We start from the raw sequence: 19,790 nt of genomic DNA, 5'->3' as shown, positions 1-19,790 counted from the left end.
TTCTCTCACAATCCTCCCTTTGCTTGAAGTGCTTAGTCTATGGTGTCATCAACTGCGATCTTGTTGGTCGAGAAAACCTTTGAACTCTTCTTCGTAAATATTGAATAAAACCATAGTAATGGCAAAGATCAACGGGCCGTATATTAAGCCGATTAATCCGAACAATTGAATACCACCGAGCAGTGAGAAGAAAATCATCAGCGTATTCATTCCCGCACTGCCTTGCATCAAGAGTGGACGCAGTAGGTTATCGATCGAGCCTACAACTGCGATACTCCACACAGCTAAGAAGATTGCCCACGTTGTATCGCCAGTGAGTAATAGGTAGATGGTCGCAGGAATCCAGATTAAAGCGGTTCCAACCACAGGAATGAAGGAAGCAAATCCCATCATAGTTCCCCAAAACAGACCAGGGAAGCCTGCTAGCCACATGCCGATACCACCCGCAAGGCCTTGTGCGATGGCAGTAAGAAACGAGCCCATAACGGCTGACTTGGAGACTTGTTCAATTTCAGATAAGAGCTTGTCTTCTTGGCTGCGTGAGAGCGGTAAGATATGTCGGATCGCGCTGATGATTTTGTCGTGATCTCTCAATAAGAAGAACAAGACAAACAACATCAAGAAGAAATTCATCAGAAAGCTGGTGGCATCGCCAAGGATCTTTGCACTGATGCCAACAATATTCGAGCCAAATGAGGTGGCCAGTTGCGCCACTTTCTGTGCAATCTCTTGAGGGTCAATCTCGTCAAAAGGCAGATAGGTATTCACCAAAGATAACCCTTTCACCACCCAAGGGTGTTCAAATACCGTTTGGATACCACCATGAGTGACCCATTGATACATATTTTGTGAGAACAGTGACCCTTGTTGAACGATGGCCGCAAAGACAAACAGTAGCGGAATGACAATAATAAAGGTCAGTACCACACAAGACAAAAATGCGACGATATTGGGGTGATTAGGCAGTTTACGCTCTAGCCATTCATGTATCGGAAACATGAGTAGTGAAATAATAAACGCCATAATAATGGAGTTGACGTACGGCTCAACGAGCAGGTAACAAGCGAGAGCTGCGGCTAAAAGCGCAACAACAATAACCCAGTGACTGGATGTGATTTTGACTTTGTTTGACACGTTTTTTTCCAACTGAACAAAGATATAGCCGTATAATGGCTTTAAAATTGAGCGTTATCAATGGAGAATTATTGATATGGGATGCTGTGACAATGACAAAGGTTGTGCTTCCAAGCAAGGTGGTCGACGTAAAGTTCCTTGGTTTAGTTTGCTTCTGATTGCATTCATTCTGCTTGTTGTCTTTTATTGGCAGTAATTGCTTGTTGATAAAAATGCCGCTCACTTACAGGAGCGGCATTTTTTGATCAGTTGCATTATCTCATGTAATCACTTCCTAATCGCAAAGCCCTCACATTTAACTCTTCTCTTTATGGCATGAACTTTGTGATTACAACGTGCTCTAGGTAAGAACTGCTATTCTTGATATGTAACGCAACAATAAGCGTTCTGACTAACAATCAATAAGGATAGCAATACATGCCTAAGAAATTGTGGGCACTGACTTTTGCAGTGGGACTTATGCTATTTGGTTCGTCAGCTCATGCTGTGGATTGGTCTGTCTCCGGTTTTGGTACTTTGGGTTATACCTATGAGAATGAAGCAGATTTAGGATATCGACGCGATATCACTCGAAGTGCAGATATCGAGGACAATGGCATATTCAACAATGACTCCAATGTCGGCGTTCAACTGGATCTTACCTTCGACCATCATTGGTCCATCACTTCGCAATGGCTACTGGATAACAGTATCGATTACGACTTAGATGAAATGACTGAGCTCGCGTTTGTTCGTTACGAGCCTAATGAAAACTGGGATTTTCGAGTTGGTAGAGTGGGAGTCAGTGCTTATGCTGCCGCAGATAGCCGTCATATCGACTATGCCCATTTATGGGTTAGACCGCCTCAAGAATTGTATGGTGGCATTGTATTTAACTCGCTTGATGGGGTTGGTTTTACCTACTATTCCAATAATGCCAATCTGAATTGGTCGGCAAGTGCTGAATATGGACGCATTACCCAGATGGGTGAGGTTCCAGAGCTTCAGGAAAAGTATCGAGCTAAGCTCAAAGATGTCCTCTCTCTTTCATTTGAAGTTGAGCAAGATAAGTGGCGCTGGCAATTATCCTATGCCCACGTAGGCTCTCTTTCTGTCAACAATGGTCCTTCCTTACAATCCCTACAAAATCAAATTGCTCAAGTTGCCAATAGCAACATCCCGTTATTAAGTGAAGATGCCGCTTCCCTTTACGATGCTCTAGTTCTTGATGATGAAGAGGTGACGTATTTACAAGCCGCTGTCACTTATTTTGATAGTGAATGGACTGCACAATCCGAGCTGTTTCGAATTACGACCGATAAAAACTCGATACCACAAGGCTATGGTGGATACGTTCTGTTGGGTAAGGCTTTTGAACGGCTAACCCCTTATGTAATGTACGGGGCATTTCACGTTGATCAAGCGCCGTATCAAAAAGCACTTGATTGGTCCTTATTTAATCCTGCGCTAGTACCTTTACAAGAAGGAGCGATTGCAGGCATTAACTCTGTACGTATTGAACAATCAACATACAGTCTTGGTTTACGTTGGGATGTTGCATCACAGGTTGCTGTGAAAGCGCAGCTTGATTATGTCGAGATAGAACCATTTGGCTATGGGCTGTGGGCGACGCCAGCGTCTAGGCAAGGGGGAGAGCGAGATGCTCTGGTGCTAACGTTGAACATGAACTTCATTTTTTAAGGGGGAGGTATGAAGTATTTTTATCTGCTCCTGTTGTTAGTTCCCAGCTTTGTTGCAGCAGACATCTACGTTGTAGTGAATGCAAATAGTGCCGTAGGGAAATTGGAATTGGAAGACGTAACAGACCTCTATTTAGGGAGGAAAAAAGTGCTGGGGACTTTATATGTCAATCAAGTGCTCGATCGACATGGCGAAGGGCGACAGCGTTTTTTCTACCGAGTGGCAAAGATGGAAGAAAGCCAAGTTAATGCTTACTGGGCAAAACTGAAATTTTCTGGGCGGATGCGTGCGCCGGAGAATATCCATTCAAATGAAGAGTTGCTGATTAAGTTGCAGGAAAACCCCCAAGCCATCGGTTACATGTTGGAACCGCCTTCTTTAGATTCAGGTGTAAAGGTAGTGCTAAAAATCGATGAATAGACCTTGGACAAGTTCTCTTTCCCACAAATTGCTAAAAGCCGTGACCGTTCTGGCTTGTATGTACTTGGCGATCATTTTGATGATTATGGTGCCAAGCGGTTTTGTACAAGCTGATAAAAATCATAAAGAGTTAGAACGAAAATTAGCCCTCTCTTTGTCCAATTCTGCCGCCATTGCTGTTTATGTCCAAAATGAACAAATAGCGGCCGAGGTGATGGAAGCGCTGTTAATGCATGAAGAAATTGATGCAGTTCGTATTGAAGGAGAAAACGAAGTCCTGTTTTTTGCAGGCTTTCCTGTTGATGAAGAGTCAGATTTTTGGTCGCATGCTAACCAATACCATTTGTACTCGCCTATTAATGGAGAGGTGATTGGTCATTTGAAGATACACAATGACCATCGTGTCTTAAGACAAAAAGCACTGGCAGGGGTATTTGAACGGCTCATTGCTGTTATTGTGATGTTTTTAATTACCTTGATCGGTTTAGTGTTCGTATTCAATAAGATCGTGGGGCGACCATTGACGAAGTTGTCCAAGTCCGTCTATGAAACGACACCAGAGCAAGCGGAAATGATCCCAATAGACCGAGACAATGAAAATACAGAGCTTGGAGTGGTAGTGCACAGCATTAATACGTTTATTCAAAGCTCTCGTCAAGCGATAGAGAGAGAAAGGGAGTTACGAACTCAAATTGAACGTTGGGAGCAACACTATCGAAACCTTGCAGAACAAGACACGCTGACCGGATTAAAAAACCGTTTAGGGTGCGAGAAATTCTTAGAGCACGCATACTCTTCCGAGCAGAGTATCGCTTTGTTTCTGATTGATTTAGATGGCTTCAAAGCCGTCAATGATCAGTTTGGTCATGCGGCGGGAGATGCGGTACTAGCGGATATTGCGAAGCGATTTTCTTGTATCATTGATGGAGTGAGTGTGCCTGGTGTCATCGGACGAATGGGTGGTGATGAATTTGTGGTGTATCTGATTTTATCTAAGGTAGAACGACCACTATTGGAGTCGGTTGCAACGGAGTTAGTTAAGGCGGCAAACTTACCTTGTCGTTATCAAGAACATAAGATAAAGGTCGGGTGCAGCTTAGGCATTACCATTCATGAGCGCGGCCTGATGGAATTAGAAAAGCTGATCCATCAGGCAGACTTAGCCATGTATTCAGTGAAACAAGCAAATAAAAACAACTTTCGTTTTTTCAGCGAAAGAATGAGTAATAAGGGAAGTGAATGCTCCCCTTAATAAAAAATTCTACTTAGCTTAAATAAGGCTTAGCACTCGCCGTTACTTTTTCCATCTCATCTTGAAGCTCAAACAGTTCTGGTTCAATCTCTTCGATCGATGCGTTGGAGCGAAGCGTTTTTTCTAATGTTTCACAAACTTTCTTAAGTCTTGGCACACCGCAATAAGAGCAACTGCCATGCAGTTTATGGATATGGTGGGTCAGCTGTTCCATATCAGGCTCATCATGTTCTAAGGCCACTTCGACGACCTGACTTACTTCGGGGATATAGTCAATCAGCATCTGTAGCATATCGCGTGCTAAGTCTTCTTTATTTGCCGACTGCTTCAATGCTGCTTGCCAATCAATGATGATATTGCTGTGCTCAACGCTGGCAATATGAGCCTGAACGATAGGATCGGGTTGTGAGACCAGATCGATTTTTTCGAACTCATTTGATGCGGTATAAGGGTTCCAGTGCATCAACACTTGTTGTAGTACGTGCTCTTCTATCGGCTTGGTGAGGTAGTCGTCCATTCCAGCTTGAAGCAGTCTGTCTCGTTCACCAGTCATGGCGTGGGCTGTGACGGCGATAACTGGGGTTTGCGCATTAAGCTCAGTCTGTTTGATTTTGCCACAAGCGGTTACTCCGTCCATGTGTGGCATCTGAATGTCCATGAGAATAATATCGAAACGCTGCACTTTAGCTTGTTCTACGGCATCGAGGCCGTTGGTGCAGGTAATCACACGCTCAACACGCTCTTGGAGTAATGCACTGATCAGTTTTAAGTTTGCTGGGTTATCGTCGACGGCCATGACGGTCAGTGGGAGTGTATCTCGTTTTTCTACTGTGCATTCAGCGTCTTCGATCTCCGGTAAAATCTCATGGTTAGCCACTAGAGTTTGCAACAGTTTGCGTCGAGAAAGAGGCTTAGTGATGCAATGAATTTGATATTTCTGGATCAGGTGATCGGATAGTGCCAGCGCGGTACTTGGTGTACCAACAACTACTTGTGCGGCACTTTCAAGCGCTTTTTCAACCCATTGTTCGACCAACTCAAATTCATTCGATTTATTTGGTGCAAGGTTGAGCAGAACATAGTCATAGCTTTCCAACTCTTCTGGCATTGAAGAGCGGTAGGTGACGTTCAATCCTTCTTGCAGTAACAATTGCTGGGTTACCGATGCAGCTTGCATGTTCGGTTCTATCAGAAGCAGTGTTCGCTGGTTGAGAATTTGTGCTTCGATTGGATCGCTGACTGGCATGATTGTCGAGTGTAGGCGAAGGGTGAACCAGAAAGTGGAACCTTGGTGCAGACGGCTGGTTAGGCTGATTTCACCGCCCATTTGTCCAACGAGTTTTTGGGTAATAACCAAACCTAGTCCCGTACCACCATAACGGCGAGAAATACTGGCATCAGCTTGACTAAATGCTTGGAATAATTGGGCTTGTTGACGCTCTGATATACCAATGCCCGTATCGCGAACCATAAATTGCAGTTCCACGATGTCTTCTTTTTGTGAGCGAAGCTCGACACTGATGTCGATATTGCCTTTTTCGGTAAATTTAATGGAGTTACCAACTAAATTGGTCAGTACTTGTTGAATGCGAAGCGGATCGCCCACCAAGCCCGTTGGGATTTTGGAGTCAACTTTCAGAGTCAGTTCCAACCCTTTCTCATGAGCGCTGGTGGCTTGTAGGCTCACGACTTCTTCTAACGACTCTTGGAACTCAAACGGAATATTTTCTAAGGCCAACTTACCAGCTTCGAGTTTCGAGAAGTCGAGAATGTCATTGATGATGCTAAGTAGATTATTGGCTGATTTTTCAATGGTTTGTAGGTAATCAGTCTGGTTATTGGTTAATTTGGTCTTGAGCATTTGACGCGTAAAGCCAATTACCCCGTTTAATGGCGTGCGCAGCTCGTGAGACATATTGGCTAAGAATTCGGATTTCACTCGCGCTGCTTCTTGCGCACGTTTCTTAGCAATGTCGAGTTCCACGTTCTGTATCTCAAGCTGCTCTAAAGTTTCACGCAAGTCAGACGTTGCTTGATCGATACTGTGCTGCATTTCTACGTGGTATTCCGACAGCGATACCGCCATGGCATTGATGCCGTTTTTGAGCGCATCGAGTTCACCATGCATCTTGCCTTCGATTCGAACATCGAGGTGACCACGTCGAATCCGATCCACCATATTTTTCATATGTGAAATCGGTCGAGTAACGTCATGCATCAGGCGAAAAGCGAAGAAGGCTGATAACCCTAAACCACTAAGCAGAACAAGAAAGGCGGAGAATACCTCTTGGTATTGTTGTAGTCGTAGCGAAGACAAATCCACTTCGACGGAGATGTAACCTAGTGCGGCATTGTTATTTTGCCCTTGCTGATTGGTAATAATTCCAGACTCTGCCAAAACAGGGGCTTTTAATATTAGGGTATTGTCTCGCAACTGGGAGTCAATATGTAGCGGGATTGGCTGATCACTTGGAAAAGTGAGTGACTCAAAATTGGGGTGAAAGTTCGAGGTAACAAACAGTTCGTGATTGTTATCGAATACCGCAATACTGCGTATAAATTGAGAATTCTTACGATGAGCGTAGCTGATAATGCGTCGAACCGACTCGCGACTGTTATTTTTCAAACCATCTTCACTGGCAATGGCAAGAGGCTCAATGATACTCAACCCAGAATTAATGACTTGCTTTTCCAAATCGTGATAGCGGTTAAATGAGAAAAAAGCACTCAATAACAAGCCGATAATCAGAGTTGGAGCTAGGGTAAGAGTAATAACGCGGGCGCGTAAGCCATATCTGGTCATTATTGTCTAAACATCACGGTATGGATATGGGAAAATAACTTCAAAAAGAAGCCGTCGAAACGATAAGCATAATCAACTCACTCGGCTCATACAATGATTCAAGCGTCAAAAGGTGACGCTTAGGCAGCAATTGATCGCAATTATTATAGGCATTTAGCATGGCGCGTTTTTTCCAACCGAAGAAGAAAACTCAACTCAATACCAAACACCAATCGATGCAGGTAGAAAAACTCGACCATCATGGTGCTGGTATCGCTTATCAAAATAAAAAGCCAGTCTTTATCGAGGGGGCTTTACCTGGAGAGCAGGTTTTGGTGCAGCAGACCGAAAGTAAAAGTAAGTTTTCTCGAGCGAAATTGATCAAAATTCAACAGAGTAGTGCTGAGCGGGTGGAGCCATTTTGTCCACATTATCATGAGTGTGGTGGTTGTGACTTACAGCATTTAGCGATCGAACAACAAAGAGAGCACAAGCAACAAACGCTAGGCCAGTTGATGCGAAAATTTGCTGGGCAATCGGCTCAGTTGGAAAATCCTATTTTTACTCGTGATAAGGGCTATCGACGCCGAGCTCGAATCAGTGTGATGCTAGATAAGAAAAGCAAAACGCTGAAATTTGGTTTTCGTAAAAAGCAAAGCAAAGATATTGTCAATGTAACCAATTGTCCGGTGCTTGAACCTGAATTGAACCAACTGATGCTGCCAATTTATGATGTTTTGAAGACATTTTCTCATCAGGAGCACCTTGGTCATGTTGAACTGGTTAAAGCCGACAATACTCGTGTGATTGTGTTACGTCACTCTCGACCTCTTCAACAAAAAGATCATGATGCGTTGCTTGCTTTAGCTCAGTCAGAACAGGCTTCGTTATATTTGATGCCAAGCAACGATGAGCTCAACCGTGAGTGCGGTGAGCCACCACATTATTGTGAATCTGGAGTTACGATTCCATTTGAGCCAAATAACTTCATCCAAGTGAATCAGAGCGTTAATGAGAAAATGGTCCAGCAAGCTCTGACTTGGCTTGCGTTAGATGAGCATGATCGCGTGTTAGATTTGTTCTGTGGTTTAGGCAACTTCAGTTTACCGATGGCAAAACAAGTGCAGCAAGTTGTTGGTATTGAAGGGGTGGATGCAATGGTTGAAAAAGCTAAAGCGAATGCGGTTTTCAATAATCTAACCAATGCCACGTTTTACCAAGCAAATTTGGAACAAGATATGTCTGCTCAGTCATGGGCGAAAGAAAAATTTGATAAAGTACTGCTCGATCCAGCTAGAGCTGGTGCTGATGGTATAGTAGCGCAGTTATCCGAATTGGGTACGACAAAAGTCGTTTATGTTTCTTGTAATCCTGCTACTTTAGCCAGAGATAGTCAGAGCTTGCTGGCACAGGGTTTTAAACTGACTAAATTGGGTATGTTAGACATGTTTCCGCATACCAGCCATCTAGAATCGATGGCATTATTTGAAAAACTCACGAACTAACAGAGACGTTGGTTAGTCATAATAAACAGAATAAAAACTAGGACGAAATATAATGGTTGCGGTAAGAAGCGCACACTTAAATCAAGACGAACAGTTTGAACTGGAAAAGTGGATTGCCAGTTTAAACCAAGAACCTAAGACAGCAAATCGGCTAACTGAGGTTTATCGTCAGTGCGAAACCATTCTTAAAGATCACGAACAAGCGCAATTGCTGTTATGGCGTGGTCGGGAAATGATTGAAATCCTGATCACTCTGTCAATGGATAAAGCCACTTTAGTGGCCGCGCAGCTTTTCCCATTAGTGTCTGCCGGGGCATTTGAGCGTGAAGCGCTTGAAGAAGCTTACAGTAAAGAAATCATTAAGTTGATCGATGGCGTCGACGAGATGGCCGCAATTGGTCAACTGAATGTCACTCTTGAAGGTGGTGCTGCCTCTTCTCAGGTTGATAACGTTCGCCGCATGTTACTTGCGATGGTAGATGATTTTCGCTGCGTTGTTATTAAGCTTGCAGAGCGAATCAGTAACCTGATTGAAGTGAAAAAAGCGCCGGATGAAATTCGCCGGGCGGCGGCAAAAGAGTGTGCCAATATTTATGCGCCACTGGCAAACCGCCTTGGTATTGGTCAGCTTAAATGGGAAATTGAAGATTACGCCTTTCGTTATCAACAACCCGAAACTTACAAACAGATCGCAAAGCAGCTATCTGAGCGCCGTATTGTCCGTGAACAGTACATCAAAGACTTTGTAGATGATCTAACGCAAGAGATGTCGGTGTGTGGCATTAATGCAGAAGTCAGCGGCCGTCCAAAGCATATCTACAGTATCTGGCGTAAAATGCAGAAGAAGAGTTTGGCTTTTGATGAATTATTTGACGTACGAGCTGTGCGTATCATCGCCGACAAACTTCAAGACTGTTACGCCGCACTCGGTGTAGTTCATACCAAATACAAACACCTGCCAAGCGAGTTCGATGATTACGTCGCTAATCCAAAACCAAACGGCTACCAATCTATCCATACAGTGATTCTTGGGCCTGAAGGCAAAACCATCGAGATCCAGATTCGCACCAAAGATATGCATGAAGACTCGGAGCTGGGCGTTGCTGCACACTGGAAATATAAAGAAGGTGCAAGCAGTCGCAGCGGTTACGATGAGAAGATCACGTGGCTACGTAAACTACTCGATTGGCAAGAAGAGATGTCCGACTCTGGAGAGATGTTGGATGAGCTGCGTAGTCAAGTATTCGATGATCGCGTGTATGCCTTTACCCCTCGTGGCGACGTCGTTGATTTGCCAATGGGGGCGACCCCTCTTGATTTCGCTTATCATATCCACTCAGAAGTCGGTCATCGTTGTATTGGGGCCAAGGTTGCAGGACGTATCGTCCCGTTTACGCACAAGCTGCAAATGGGTGATCAGGTTGAAATCATCACTCAGAAAGAGCCGAATCCATCTCGTGACTGGCTGAATCCATCACTGGGTTTTGTTCATTCAGGACGTGCACGAGCAAAAATCAATGCATGGTTCCGTAAGCAAAGCCGTGAGAAGAACCTTGAAGCAGGCCGTGAGATCCTAGAGCAAGAGCTGGTGAAAATCGGGGCGACGTTAAAAGATGCGGAACAGTACGCACTGAAACGCTTTAACGTTAATAGCGCCGATGAATTGTATGTTGGTATTGGTAGTGGTGACTTGCGCATCAACCAGATCATCAACCACATCAATGCCTTGGTAAATAAACCGACGGCGGAAGAAGAAGATCAGCAAGCGCTAGAAAAACTGCAAGAAGCAGAAAACAGAGCGCCAGCGCAAAGTCGTCCGAAGAAAGATGCGGTTGTGGTAGAAGGGGTCGATAACCTCATGACGCACCTAGCGCGATGCTGCCAACCGATCCCGGGTGATGAAATCAGTGGTTACATCACTCAAGGACGAGGAATTTCTGTTCACCGTAGCGATTGCGAACAGCTTGAAGAGCTACGCCTTCATGCACCAGAGCGGATCATTGATACGGTTTGGGGCAGTGGTTTCGTCGGCTCGTATATTTTGACTGTACGTATCGAGGCGATGGAACGAGGGGGTTTAGTGAAAGACATTACGACGCTATTTGCCAATGAAAAAATCAAAGTCACCAGTATGAAGAGTCGCGTTGACTACCGTAGTCAAATGTCGATCATGGATTTTGATTTAGAAGTAACCAACCTTGAAGTGTTCTCTCGTGTGTCAAAGCGTGTTGAGCAGATCAAGGATGTGATGTCAGTAAAACGCCTCGGCTAATTTTTACGTCGTATTTGGCTCTCTAACTGCGGTAACTGCACTATACTCGCTCCATCACATAGGCAAGCTATGCTCAGGAGCCTCGTAAGTTTGTTGTCTTGTTAGAAAAACCAACTACTTAGTAAAAACGGTCAGAGAATAAATTAAAGGTGAGTGGTTATGCTGCTCACCTTTTTTCTTTAAATAGAAGGTTTAAAGGAACATAAGATTATGAGTCATCCAATTGAACAGTTAGAACAAATCATGGCGAAGCTGCGAGATCCAGAAAGCGGCTGTCCTTGGGACCAAAAGCAGACGTTTGACACCATTGTTCCGCATACTATTGAGGAAACCTATGAAGTGGTGGATGCCATCCAAAACAGGGACTGGCTAAACTTAAAAGAAGAGCTTGGTGATTTGCTATTTCAGGTGATCTTCTATAGTCAGCTGGCGAAAGAACAAGGGCTGTTTGAGTTTTCTGAAGTTGTTGAAACAGTTAATGAAAAGCTGACTCGACGCCATCCCCATGTTTTTTCAGATACCAAGTTTGAGAATGAAGAGCAAATAACGGCGAATTGGGAAAAAGAAAAGGAAAAAGAGAAAGCTCAAGCAGGAAAAGAACAACAAAGTATTCTAGACTCAATACCAAATTCTCTTCCGGCACTTTCACGTGCTACAAAAATTCAGAAACAATGCGCCAAATTTGGTTTTGATTGGGATTCTATCGGCCCCGTTGTTGCGAAGGTTCAGGAAGAGATAGAAGAAGTAATGGATGAAGCTCTACAAGTTGAACTTGATGAAGAACGAGTGGAATCGGAAGTCGGGGATTTATTGTTTGCGACGGTTAATTTGTCTCGTCACTTAGGGAGAGATCCGGAAGTTGCGTTGAGTAAGGCAAACCTAAAATTCTCACGTCGGTTTAAGCAAGTTGAGTCTATCGTTGCTGAGCAACAAAAGCAGCTGACAGATTATAACTTATCAGAACTGGACGCGATGTGGGATGAAGTAAAGAGGCAAGAAAAGCGGTAAGTGGTAAAGGATAACTGGTGTGAATGAGTTTGAGACAGTATTGACTCAAACCGTTTTTTCGAATGGAACAATGCTTTAACGCAGTTTGATTTGAAGCAAAAAATAAAAAATTGCAGTGTGATAGATTTCACGTTGTGGCGGTTAGGTGCTTCTGGTATATTCACATCCCGTCCAGAAGAAATCTATTTCCCTCATTCAACCAATTTCAGGTTAAACATGACGACAAATTACATTTTTGTTACTGGCGGGGTTGTATCCTCTCTAGGTAAAGGTATTGCAGCAGCATCTCTTGCAGCTATTCTAGAAGCTCGTGGTCTTAAAGTGACCATGATGAAGCTTGACCCTTACATCAACGTTGATCCAGGCACAATGAGCCCAACTCAACACGGTGAAGTGTTCGTTACGGAAGATGGCGCAGAGACTGACCTTGACCTTGGTCACTACGAGCGTTTCATTCGCACCAAGATGACTAAGCGTAACAACTTCACTGCTGGTCGTGTTTATGCAGACGTTCTACGTAAAGAGCGTCGTGGCGATTACCTAGGTGCAACCATTCAGGTTATCCCTCACATCACCAACGCTATCAAAGATCGCGTAATTGCAGGCTCTGAAGGCCATGATGTCGCTATCGTTGAAGTCGGTGGTACGGTAGGTGATATCGAATCACTACCATTTATGGAAGCGATTCGTCAGCTTGCTGTAGAACTAGGCCGTGAACGTGCAATGTTCATGCACCTAACGCTAGTTCCTTACCTAGCTGCTGCAGGTGAAGTGAAAACTAAGCCAACTCAGCACTCTGTTAAAGAGCTACTATCTATCGGTATCCAACCAGATATTCTTGTTTGCCGCTCTGATCGTATGATCCCAGCGAACGAGCGTAAGAAAATTGCGCTATTCTGTAACGTTCCTGAGAAAGCGGTAATCTCAATGAAGGACGTAGATTCAATCTACAAGATCCCTCAACTTGTTAAGTCTCAAGGTCTAGATGACCTAGTTTGTGCTCGCTTTGGTATCAATGCACCAGAAGCTGATCTGTCTGAATGGGAACAGGTTATCTACGAAGAAGCGAACCCAACTGGCGAAGTAACTATCGGTATGGTCGGTAAATACATCGAACTACCAGATGCTTACAAGTCAGTAAACGAAGCACTTAAACACGCAGGCTTGAAAAACCGTCTAAACGTCACAATTAAATATGTAGACTCTCAAGATGTTGAGACGAAAGGCGTAGAAGTACTTGAAGGTCTGGACGCAATCCTAGTACCTGGCGGCTTCGGTGACCGTGGTATCGAAGGTAAGATTCGCGCAGCACAATACGCTCGTGAAAACAAAGTACCTTACCTAGGTATCTGTCTAGGCATGCAAGTAGCACTGATCGAATACGCGCGTAACGTAGCGGGTATGGAAGGTGCACATTCAACAGAATTTAACAAAGAGACGAAGTACCCTGTGGTAGGTTTGATCACTGAATGGGTAGACGGCGAAGGTAAAGTTGAAGAACGTACTGAAGCGTCTGACCTAGGTGGTACGATGCGTCTTGGTTCACAGCTATGTCACCTAGAGAAAGGTACTAAAGCTCGTGAACTATACGGTAGCGCGACAGTTCATGAACGCCACCGTCACCGTTACGAAGTAAATAATGTGCTTCGTCCGAAAATTGAAAAAGCAGGTCTGAAAGTATCAGGGTTATCTGCAGATAAGAAACTAGTGGAAATGATTGAGAACCCAGCTCACCCATGGTTTGTAGCGGCTCAGTTCCACCCAGAATTCACCTCGACGCCTCGCGATGGTCACCCACTATTCGCAGGTTTCGTTAAAGCAGCGGGTCAAAATGCTCGCGGCGAATTCGAGAAGTAAAAGGATACGGGCAGCGGCGAAGGTTGTGCTGCTGCCCTTTAAAATTGACATTTATATTTGAACGAGAGGAAACATTAATGTCTAAGATCGTTAAAGTTCTAGGTCGTGAAATCATCGACTCACGTGGTAACCCAACTGTAGAAGCTGAAGTACACCTAGAAGGCGGTTTCGTAGGTATGGCGGCAGCTCCATCTGGCGCATCTACTGGTTCTCGCGAAGCTCTTGAGCTACGTGACGGTGACAAAGCACGTTTCCTAGGTAAAGGTGTTCTTAAAGCTGTTGAAGCTGTAAACGGCGCAATCGCTGAAGCTCTAGTTGGTAAAGACGCTAAAGACCAAGCTGCAATCGACGCAGTAATGATTGACCTAGACGGTACTGAAAACAAATCTAACTTCGGTGCGAACGCTATCCTAGCTGTTTCTCTAGCAAACGCTAAAGCTGCAGCAGCAGCTAAAGGCATGCCTCTATACGAGCACATTGCTGAGCTAAACGGTACAGCTGGTCAGTTCTCTATGCCTCTACCAATGATGAACATCATCAACGGTGGTGAGCACGCAGACAACAACGTTGACATCCAAGAGTTCATGATCCAACCAGTTGGTGCTAAGACTCTTAAAGAAGGTCTACGTATCGGTGCAGAAGTATTCCACAACCTAGCTAAAGTTCTTAAGTCTAAAGGCTACAGCACTGCAGTTGGTGACGAAGGTGGTTTCGCTCCTAACCTTAAGTCTAACGCTGAAGCTCTAGAAGTTATCGCAGAAGCTGTTGCAGCTGCTGGTTACGAACTAGGTAAAGACGTTACTCTAGCTATGGACTGTGCAGCATCTGAGTTCTTCGACAAAGAAGCTGGCATTTACAACATGAAAGGCGAAGGTAAAACTTTCTCTTCTGAAGAGTTCAACCACTACCTAGCTGAGCTAGCTAACCAATTCCCAATCGTTTCTATCGAAGACGGTCTAGACGAGTCTGATTGGGATGGCTTCAAGCACCAAACTGAACTACTAGGTGACAAGCTTCAACTAGTAGGTGACGATCTATTCGTTACTAACACTAAGATCCTTGCTGAAGGTATCGAGAAAGGCGTAGCTAACTCTATCCTTATCAAGTTCAACCAAATCGGTTCTCTAACTGAGACTCTAGCTGCAATCAAGATGGCTAAAGACGCAGGTTACACAGCAGTAATTTCTCACCGTTCTGGTGAAACTGAAGATGCAACTATCGCTGATCTAGCGGTAGGTACAGCTGCAGGTCAAATCAAGACTGGTTCTATGAGCCGTTCTGACCGTGTTGCTAAGTACAACCAACTTATCCGTATCGAGGAAGCTCTAGGTGAGCGCGCTCCTTTCAACGGTCTTAAAGAAGTTAAAGGTCAAGCTTAATTCTTAACTGAATGAGTTTAGCTATATAGCTTTCTGAGAACGCCCCACTTTGGTGGGGCGTTTTTTTATGCCTTAAGAAACAAGATCAACGGCTTAAGAGGGGAGATGTTATTGAGTGAGGTTCTTTATCGCTTGAATCCTACGTTTTTCCATCTCTTCACGAATTGCCGCACCTTTAAATCCATCTTTGATGATATCTTTGACTTCAACGCTTAATGCTGCTTGGTAAGATCGTTTAAAAATTTCTTTTTGCGGGTATGGATTGGATTCACAACCAAGTCTTCCGGCGTGATCAGCCTGACAGCAGAGTAAAATATTTTCGAGCCGGTCTGGTTTGCGCCAGACATCGAATGAGTTGAGAACTTTCAACTTTGTGGCTGGCTTTAGTTCCGCTGCACGATGTATGTTGGAGTGCTGTTCACAGACTATTAAAGCGAGATCGCGAAACTCGTTAGGAACTTTGACTCGCTGACATAATTCTTGAATAAGTTTGATGCCCGTGTAGCAATGGCGCTTGTGGCTTGGCCATTCACTTTCCGGTGTGACCCCTTTGCCTAAATCGTGCACTTGCGAAGCAAATCGGACAGGAAGCGAGGTTGAGAGTTGTGCCGCTTGCTTTGCCACCATTAACGTGTGGATACCAGTGTCAATCTCAGGGTGCCATTGCACCGGCTGAGGTACACCAAATAAACAGTCAAGCTCAGGCAATACAATTTTTAGCGCCCCGCACTCTCTCAGTACAGACAAAAACACTTGCGGATCCTGAGTCGAAAGTGATTTATACCATTCTTGCCACACACGCTCAGGGGTAAGACATTGGAGTTCACCACTTTGTGCGATTTGCTTCATTAGCGCTATCGTTTCTGGAGCGATAGTAAAGCCCAAATGAGAGAGCTTTGCTGCGAAGCGAGCTACGCGTAGTACTCGGAGTGGGTCTTCAGTGAAAGCATCAGAAACATGGCGTAAGATACGATTCTGGAGATCGGCTTTACCACCATATGGGTCAATTAAGTCACCATTTTTATCTTGGGCGATAGCATTGATGGTTAAATCCCGTCGCAGCAAGTCTTCTTCTAGGGTGACATCGGCAGCAAAGTGGCACTCAAAACCCGTATAGCCCGAGCCAGTTTTGCGTTCTGTTCGAGCTAGCGCGTGCTCTTCTTTGGTTGTTGGGTGGAGGAATACTGGAAAATCTTTACCCACAGGCGTAAAGCCAGCTTCCAACATCTGCTTTGGTGAGCTGCCAACCACCACCCAATCTTTGTCATAGACAGCAATATTAAGTAACAGGTCGCGCACTGCGCCACCAACTAGGTATACTTGCACCTTTCTACCTCGAAACGAATTATTCGCCATTGGCGTTGTCTTAAGCCAATGGTACTTTTCCTGATAATAAAATTATAGAGACGAGAGTATGTATAAGGAATTTTTTGGCTTTGTGGAACAACCTTTTTCGATTGTTCCTAGCTCTCGCTATTTGTATTTAAGCCAAAGACACCAAGAAGCTATTAACCATTTAAATAGCGGCTTAGGTGAAGGTGGTGGTTTTGCCATGCTGTCTGGTGAAGTCGGCACTGGCAAAACTACGGTTGCCCGGGCGATGTTGAAGTCACTGGATGCTCAGACACAAGCAGGCTTCATTCTTAATCCAACGTTTTCCTCGTTAGAATTGCTGCAAGTGATCTGTGATGAATTTGAGATTGAATACGTTGAATCAGCGACCTTAAAACAGCTGAGCCAAGCCATCTATCAATTTTTGTTGGCTAACCACGCCAACGGAATGCAGACACTCTTAGTCATTGATGAAGCTCAGCACCTTGCGGCTGACGTTCTAGAGCAACTTCGTTTACTGACCAATTTAGAAACCGACAGCCGCAAACTATTAAAGGTGTTGTTGATTGGTCAGCCTGAGCTGCAACAAAAATTGCAGATGCCGCAGCTACGTCAGCTCGCACAGCGTATTACAGGCCGATATCACTTATTACCGCTAACACTAGAAGAATCGGCGAAGTATATTCAATTTCGTCTTGATACGGCGGGTGGCGATGTTCATCTGTTTGATGCTAAAAGCTTAAAATGCATTGCTGCGCATACACACGGTATTCCACGTTTAATTAATTTAGCATGCGATGCAGCATTACGCGGCGCATACCAAAATGGGGAGAAGAAACCTTCCTACGCAACGGTTCAATATGCGTGTTCAGAAGTGATGTCATTTCAAGGGGCGGTATACCAACCTGCTACTAGACAAAATGCTCGCTTTCCAACAGTCAACCTAGCATTACCTGTATCGTTATTAATTGGTTTGGGACTTGCTTGGGGAGCCTATGTTATGGCACCTTCGATTGCAGAGCCGTACATTGATGCCCAGTTAGCCAGTAAGTACCCACAAATGGAATCGGTAGAGCATCGCAAAGAAGTGTTTCCTGATGTTGTTAATGTCCTTTTGGCGCGTTCAGGCGTGTTAGATGCGGAAATTCGTGAACTTTATAAGGTGTGGGGATATCAAGCCTCTCCGTTTGACAGTACCTGTAGTGAGAGTGAAAGTAGCCTATTTCGCTGTGAGGCTCGTCATGGTGCCATCCAAGATATTCAGAATTTAGGCTTGCCCGTTGTATTAACATTGAATGTTGATAACAACCGAAGTTATGCCGTTTTGTACAAGTTTGATGGTGATAAAATGCAGCTTCTTGCGGATGGACAACGGGTTGAGTTGGAGAGTCGCTGGCTCAGAAAAATATGGAATGGTGAATACCATTTCATTTGGCAAAGAAGCTGGGATCAGATGTTAAAAAGTGGCATGAAAGGTGAGTCAGTTCGGTTACTCGATCAGCGTTTATCGCAATTGTTGGGTGAGTCGGAAACGGGGACGGATGAATTTGGCATTGGGTTGAAGCGTAAAGTTGAGTTATTTCAGAAATGGCAAGGCTTAGAAACTGATGGTATTGCTGGAAAGCGCACCTTGGAGAAGCTTGAGCTGATGACACAACAAAATGCACCATCATTAAGCCTTGAAGAGGAATCACGCTCATGAGTCGAGTATTACAAGCGTTAGAGTCTTCAGAACAGCAGCATAGCCGAACCTCTTTTGTATCACGTACTCCTTTGGCGCAAAGTGAAACTGCGGCGACAAAAACGCCGCCAGTAATTTATCTTGCTTGCCTGCTAGTACCAGTGGCTATAGCGGCTGGGGTTAGTGTTTATCAAACGTATCAAAGTAAATTGGTGCAATGGCAAGAGCATAGCCAACCAAAGCCAGTTACGGTTGAAGTAGAAGCGTCATATAGTGTTCAAGATTACCCAGAGTTTGGTCGTTTAGCATTGAATCATTATCAACCGATGCCACGTGTTGAGCTAAGCCCGCAACGAACGGAAGAGGTATTGACTCAAGTTACACCTGCTCGTGTCGAAGAGGCAGCTGTGCCAGTTGAAGTGAAGGGAGAGAATGCTTTAGCTGGGTTAGATTTAAGTGCACTGCCTCCGGAGCTTGCATTGCGAGTTGAAAATGCGCTGGGAGACACTAACACGTCACGCTCGTCATCGGCGACACGACATCAAGATTCCATTATTGAATTAGCTCAGCAGGCGGATAAATGGCATGGAAAGCTGCCAGCGTTAAATTTTCAGACCCATGTTTACTCAAGCAATGAGAAAAAACGTTGGGTTAAAATTAATGGTACTGAGTACAGTCAGGGTGATTGGATCGGAGACATTCAGTTAGTGGCGATCGAGCAGCAATCATGTGTTATTCAGCTCGGAGAGCAGCGACTTCGTGTGCCAGCCCTATATGATTGGAAAGGATAAAAAAGAAAAAGGTCACGATGAACGTGACCTTTTTCTTTTTAAGCCCAGCCTGATGGAGAGCGTTTTCTACGTGGAATGATATGTGGCAAAAGTAAGCCAAATAGCAAGCCGCCACCAGCAACGCCGCCGCCATACATAAAGTATTTCAGTAGTAGATCATCTTTTTGCGTATCAAGCTTCGCGCGTAAGTTACGAACTTCTTCTTGTGATGCCGTTAACTGTTTGCTGATATCACTGTAATTCTGTTCAAGCTCAGAGATTTGCTTATTACGAATATCTAGAGAGTCAACCAATCCTGCTTTTTCGTTATCAGCATTGGATTGTGCATTCGCCAGTTTTCCTTTCACTTCAGCCAACTCTTTTTCTAGGCGCGGCAGGCGAAGTGCCATACTTTCTTGGCGTGTAATAAAGCGGCTTTCAACCCAACCTTTACGACCTTTTCCATCAATAACTTGGCTGTAACCTGTTTCTTTATTTGAAGAGACAAGCTGAACCTTTTCACCAGCATTGATGCTGCCAACAATACGATATTGATTACTTGGGCCAGTGTGCATGTAGGTAAAGAGTTGATCTGCAATATAGCGATTTTGCGCCAATGCGGCAGGGGCAGCCAACATTGAAACTAAAACCATGCATAACAGTTTTTTCACGATAAATCCTTTAACAATCTTTGAGTAATTTGAATGCTAATGCGTGA

14 protein-coding genes are annotated in these 19,790 nt (G+C 44.5%); 10 read left to right on the top strand and 4 right to left on the bottom strand.

Going from position 1 to position 19,790, the window contains the following annotated elements:
- Positions 1 to 48: 48 nt before the first annotated feature.
- The gene (locus ACQEXS_RS16565; protein WP_367988186.1) at positions 49 to 1,134 is read right to left on the bottom strand and encodes an AI-2E family transporter; all 1,086 of its coding nucleotides are present in this window, start codon (positions 1,132 to 1,134) and stop codon (positions 49 to 51) included.
- Positions 1,135 to 1,551: 417 nt separating this feature from the next.
- Between ACQEXS_RS16565 and ACQEXS_RS16560 the strand changes: the two genes are divergently transcribed.
- The 3 genes from ACQEXS_RS16560 to ACQEXS_RS16550 are packed head-to-tail and all read left to right on the top strand — an operon-like array spanning position 1,552 to position 4,486.
- The gene (locus tag ACQEXS_RS16560) at positions 1,552 to 2,814 is read left to right on the top strand and encodes a hypothetical protein (protein WP_427014558.1); all 1,263 of its coding nucleotides are present in this window, start codon (positions 1,552 to 1,554) and stop codon (positions 2,812 to 2,814) included.
- A gap of 9 nt (positions 2,815 to 2,823) precedes the next feature.
- A complete protein-coding gene (locus ACQEXS_RS16555; RefSeq protein WP_367988189.1) occupies positions 2,824 to 3,234 on the top strand; it encodes a hypothetical protein in 411 nt (136 codons plus the stop codon).
- Positions 3,227 to 4,486: a diguanylate cyclase domain-containing protein gene (locus tag ACQEXS_RS16550; protein ID WP_427014557.1), complete on the top strand. Its 1,260-nt coding sequence runs from the start codon at positions 3,227 to 3,229 to the stop codon at positions 4,484 to 4,486. The genes ACQEXS_RS16555 and ACQEXS_RS16550 overlap by 8 nt, the downstream gene beginning before the upstream one ends.
- Before the next feature lie 13 nt (positions 4,487 to 4,499).
- Here ACQEXS_RS16550 and barA read toward each other — a convergent pair whose 3' ends face one another.
- A complete protein-coding gene (gene barA / locus ACQEXS_RS16545) occupies positions 4,500 to 7,289 on the bottom strand; it encodes a two-component sensor histidine kinase BarA (protein ID WP_427014556.1) in 2,790 nt (929 codons plus the stop codon).
- Between the two features lie 158 nt (positions 7,290 to 7,447).
- Between barA and rlmD the strand changes: the two genes are divergently transcribed.
- From rlmD to eno, 5 genes are all read left to right on the top strand, one after another.
- Entirely contained in the window at positions 7,448 to 8,773 is a 1,326-nt protein-coding gene (gene rlmD / locus ACQEXS_RS16540) for a 23S rRNA (uracil(1939)-C(5))-methyltransferase RlmD (protein ID WP_427014555.1), read from the top strand.
- A gap of 52 nt (positions 8,774 to 8,825) precedes the next feature.
- The gene (gene relA, locus ACQEXS_RS16535) at positions 8,826 to 11,045 is read left to right on the top strand and encodes a GTP diphosphokinase (protein ID WP_427014554.1); all 2,220 of its coding nucleotides are present in this window, start codon (positions 8,826 to 8,828) and stop codon (positions 11,043 to 11,045) included.
- A 210-nt stretch (positions 11,046 to 11,255) separates the two neighbouring features.
- Positions 11,256 to 12,053 carry a nucleoside triphosphate pyrophosphohydrolase gene (gene mazG / locus ACQEXS_RS16530; RefSeq protein WP_427014553.1) on the top strand — a complete coding sequence of 266 codons (798 nt, stop codon included), beginning with the start codon at positions 11,256 to 11,258 and terminating at the stop codon, positions 12,051 to 12,053.
- A 216-nt stretch (positions 12,054 to 12,269) separates the two neighbouring features.
- Positions 12,270 to 13,910 carry a CTP synthase gene (locus ACQEXS_RS16525; RefSeq protein ID WP_427014552.1) on the top strand — a complete coding sequence of 547 codons (1,641 nt, stop codon included), beginning with the start codon at positions 12,270 to 12,272 and terminating at the stop codon, positions 13,908 to 13,910.
- A 77-nt stretch (positions 13,911 to 13,987) separates the two neighbouring features.
- Complete coding sequence (eno, locus tag ACQEXS_RS16520; protein ID WP_367988199.1) at positions 13,988 to 15,289, top strand: phosphopyruvate hydratase; 1,302 nt, start codon at positions 13,988 to 13,990, stop codon at positions 15,287 to 15,289.
- Positions 15,290 to 15,397: 108 nt separating this feature from the next.
- Here the strand turns inward: eno and ACQEXS_RS16515 are convergent, their stop codons facing one another.
- Positions 15,398 to 16,645: a multifunctional CCA addition/repair protein gene (locus ACQEXS_RS16515; RefSeq protein ID WP_427014551.1), complete on the bottom strand. Its 1,248-nt coding sequence runs from the start codon at positions 16,643 to 16,645 to the stop codon at positions 15,398 to 15,400.
- Positions 16,646 to 16,703: 58 nt separating this feature from the next.
- On the opposite strand from ACQEXS_RS16515, the gene ACQEXS_RS16510 reads away from it, so the two are divergent.
- Both ACQEXS_RS16510 and ACQEXS_RS16505 read left to right on the top strand, forming a co-directional pair.
- The gene (locus ACQEXS_RS16510) at positions 16,704 to 18,323 is read left to right on the top strand and encodes an ExeA family protein (RefSeq protein WP_427014550.1); all 1,620 of its coding nucleotides are present in this window, start codon (positions 16,704 to 16,706) and stop codon (positions 18,321 to 18,323) included.
- Positions 18,320 to 19,093, top strand: a complete 774-nt coding sequence (locus tag ACQEXS_RS16505) for a general secretion pathway protein GspB (protein ID WP_427014549.1) — start codon at positions 18,320 to 18,322, stop codon at positions 19,091 to 19,093. Before ACQEXS_RS16510 ends, ACQEXS_RS16505 begins: the two co-directional genes overlap by 4 nt.
- A gap of 38 nt (positions 19,094 to 19,131) precedes the next feature.
- Here the strand turns inward: ACQEXS_RS16505 and ACQEXS_RS16500 are convergent, their stop codons facing one another.
- A complete protein-coding gene (locus ACQEXS_RS16500) occupies positions 19,132 to 19,743 on the bottom strand; it encodes a TIGR04211 family SH3 domain-containing protein (RefSeq protein ID WP_367988203.1) in 612 nt (203 codons plus the stop codon).
- Positions 19,744 to 19,790: the final 47 nt, after the last annotated feature.

It is taken from the genome of Vibrio sp. TRT 17S01, from assembly GCF_050113695.1.
Classification (GTDB): domain Bacteria; phylum Pseudomonadota; class Gammaproteobacteria; order Enterobacterales; family Vibrionaceae; genus Vibrio.
This window is presented reverse-complemented; position numbering and strand designations above follow the sequence as displayed.